Annotated in this window: 2 protein-coding genes; both read left to right on the top strand. The window is 46.4% G+C overall.

The window, feature by feature from the left end; translation table 11 throughout:
* Positions 1-220: 220 nt before the first annotated feature.
* Positions 221-1528 (top strand): sensor histidine kinase, encoded by a 1308-nt coding sequence (locus F6K37_RS35320; protein WP_287255524.1) that lies wholly within the window; start codon positions 221-223, stop codon positions 1526-1528.
* A 706-nt stretch (positions 1529-2234) separates the two neighbouring features.
* Complete coding sequence (gene phoU, locus F6K37_RS35315) at positions 2235-2897, top strand: phosphate signaling complex protein PhoU (protein WP_008186395.1); 663 nt, start codon at positions 2235-2237, stop codon at positions 2895-2897.
* Positions 2898-3341 lie beyond the last annotated feature (444 nt).

The following is a 3341-nucleotide window of genomic DNA, read 5'->3' as shown; positions in this document are numbered from 1 at the left end:
TCTGAGAGCTGAGAGCTGAGAGCTGAGAGCTGAGAGCTGAGAGCTGAGAGCTGAGATCTGAGAGCTGAGAGCTGAGAGCTGAGAGCTGAGAGCTGAGAGCTGAGAGCTGAGAGCTGAGAGCTGAGAGCTGAGAGCTGAGAGCTGAGAGCTGAGAGCTGAGAGCTGAGAGCTGAGAGCTGAATGCTGAGAGCTGAATGCTTACTTCATATTTTTTTTTATTATGACCCTCCTAGCATTTTTACTAGGTCTGGCTTTGGGAATTGGGCTGTGGCTGTGGCAGCAGCGCCAACTCAAACAACGGCTACAGCAAATGTTGGGAACACTACAGGTGGATGCTACCAGCAACTCATTGTCAGCAGTTTCTCGTTTGCGGCAAGCGATCGCAAGAGCCAATCACCAACGAGAAGTGATGGAGCAGGAACTGCAAACCTGGCAAGAATTACTTCAGGTAGCCCCCTTAGGTTATTTTCTGGTGGATGAAGAAAACCAGTTACTCTGGTGCAACCAGCAAGCACGTCAGTTATTACATATTCATGACTGGGAATCAGGAGAAATCCGGTTATTCCTGGAGTGGGTGCGTTCCTACGAATTAGATCAGCTGATTCAAACTACCCGTCAGCAGCAGCAACCTGGGATCTGTGAATGGGTATTTCACCCCAGTTGCTTAAAGGGGGAGGCCATGGGTGAAATGCGATCGCTTTATCTAAGAGCTTCCAGTTGGCCCTTACCCCAGAAACAAGTTGGTGTGTTTCTCGAAAATCAACAACCTTTGGTAGAACTGGCTGAGTCTCGCAACCAGTGGTTTGGGGATTTAGCCCACGAACTCAGAACCCCGTTAACCTCCATTAGTTTAGTGGCGGAAACGTTACAGAGTCGTCTGGAGGCTCAGGAAAGCCGCTGGGTGGAGAAAATGCTCGCAGAAGTCAAACGGCTGATTCAGCTTGTGGAAGATTGGCTGGAAATTAGTAAACTCAAGCAAGACCCCACCCTACATCTTAACTGTCAATCCATAGAACTAAAGAGTTTAATTTTTAGGGTCTGGCAAACCCTAGAACTCCTAGCCCAACAGAAGAACTTAACCCTTGCCTATCATGGACCCAATCAATTGTATCTGGAAGCTGATCCCTCTCGCCTGACTCAGGTGTTTCTAAATTTATTTGACAACAGTATTAAACACAGCCCACCTCAGGCTGCTATTAGAGTTGAGGTTAATGCTATATCTTCCCACAAGGCGTTGGAATGCGATACTTGGATTCAAATTAAGGTGATCGACGCAGGAGATGGTTTTGCCGAGTCAGATTTACCCCGTGTCTTTGAGCGACTTTACCGGGGAGATCACTCAAGAGCCAGAGACCAGAGTAATTATAGTAATGGAGAGCCATTACCTGTGCGTGGTGGCAGTGGTCTAGGACTATCCATTGTGCAGCAAATTATTGAGGCTCACGGTGGCTCTATCCTAGCCACCAATCACTGGGAAACAGGTGGTGCCTGTATAGAAATTGCACTTCCAGATACCACCAAAGGTTGATTAAATTTGCTATTACTAAGTGTTATACTACCATATCCTGCTCGCCCAATCATCAGCTGCCTGTCATGAACCCTTTTCGCCAATGTGCTGGTAGGTTGAAGGTTGAAGGTTGAAGGTTGAAGGTTGAAGGTTGAAGGTTAAAGGTTAAAGGTTAAAGGTTGAAGGTTGAAGGTTGAAGGGTGTTCGCCCTTGGGGTTCCTGTAGGGTAGGTTGAAGGTTTAATAACCTGTAACCTGTAACCAGCTAACCTGTAACCAGCTAACCTGTAACCAGCTAACCTGTAACCAGCTAACCTGTAACCAGCTAACCTGTAACCAGCTAACTTTCAACCAGCTAACTTTCAACCAGCTAACCTGTAACCAGCTAACCTGTAACCAGCTAACCTGTAACTGGCTAACCTGTAACTGGCTAACCAGCTAACCTGTAACCAGCTAACCTGTAACCAGTTAACCTGTAACCAGTTAACAGCATGAACCCAAGCCCTAAACCCTAAACCCTTCATCGAAATACTGCCTGCTAATTTGTTTACCGGAAGGATGGGAGCGATCGCATCTAATCTTGATGTGCTGTTGGGCAGTTATTTATGTTACGGCAAAGCTTTCTTCCCCATGCATAAATATATATAAATCACAGGGGCTTCCAGCCTTCCCTTAGCAACCCCTATTTCCTGGTGAGTTTATCTTCTGCTAATAGTTCTGTCAGCAACATGTCTGAGCGTTCACACTTCCAGCGCTCCCTGAAGCGTTTGGCACAAGATGTTTTGCGTATGGGGGCTCTGGTAGAGCAATCTTTTAGACTAAGTCATCAAGCCCTGTTTGAGCGCAATCTCGAGACTGCCCAACATCTTGCCTCTCTTGATAAGCGCATTGATGGCTACTATCACCAAATTGAGATGGAATGTGTCACGTTAATGGCTCTGCAATCTCCCGTTGCCCAAGATTTACGGCTTCTGAGTGCCTTTATGCAACTAGTACGAGACTTAGAGCGCATTGGTGATTATGCTGAAGACCTGGGAGAACTATCAATAAAGCTGTTTCCTTATCCACCCCATCCCTGTATGCCAGAGGTGGAACTTATGTCTCATCATGCCCAAGCTATGCTGGCAACAAGTTTAAAAGCCCTAGCGGATTTAGATGCCATTGCTGGGCAAACGGTCAAAAAGCTGGACGATACAGTAGACGATGCCTATGACCAACTGTATCAAACCTTGGCCAGTCAGCGGGATATCAAGGGTGTTGTTGAACCAATTCTTTTACTAGGACTAGTGATTCGCCATTTAGAACGAATGGCTGACCATGCTACCAATATTGGTCAACGAGTCTCTTATATTGTCACTGGTCAACGTTCAGGAGTTACTCCTAGGCGTTAGGTTCACTGGTTAGATAGCAATCCGATCTGAGTTTTTAAATACCAGAACAAGCCAAGAGGGTAAAGATGGGTAAGAATCTGAAGCCCTTGCTTGTTGACGTTGCAATTAGGATTGCTATATCATATCTTAGCTAAATAAGATGCTAGCCGTGACATACTCCCACACGCTCATCGAAGATTACAGTGTGGGCTTCTTACCAACTCCAGCCATCACTATCGGCTTTCGCCGACGCGGGGCGCGTTCGGATACACGGGTTACTTTATTAACGACACGGGATGCCCCGACCCACCGGAACAATACAATAAGTTCTATTTTTTAGGCACGTAAGTGGCTGACTTGCCCAGCATTTAAGGCCGTAGGCCACGCTACGCGAACGGCTTTGTTTATCAGTACATATATTATAGCAATTTTATAATACCCTGTGCAAAATTCATCCCACACCTA

The sequence above is a fragment of the Moorena sp. SIO4E2 genome, assembly GCF_010671945.1.
GTDB lineage: Bacteria > Cyanobacteriota > Cyanobacteriia > Cyanobacteriales > Coleofasciculaceae > Moorena > Moorena producens.
This window is presented reverse-complemented; position numbering and strand designations above follow the sequence as displayed.

Excerpts from the sequence above, each read along its gene's own strand:
- F6K37_RS35320 (WP_287255524.1), top strand. The coding sequence starts at position 221 with ATGACCCTCCTAGCATTTTTACTAGGTCTGGCTTTGGGAATTGGGCTG.
- phoU (WP_008186395.1), top strand. The coding sequence starts at position 2,235 with ATGTCTGAGCGTTCACACTTCCAGCGCTCCCTGAAGCGTTTGGCACAA.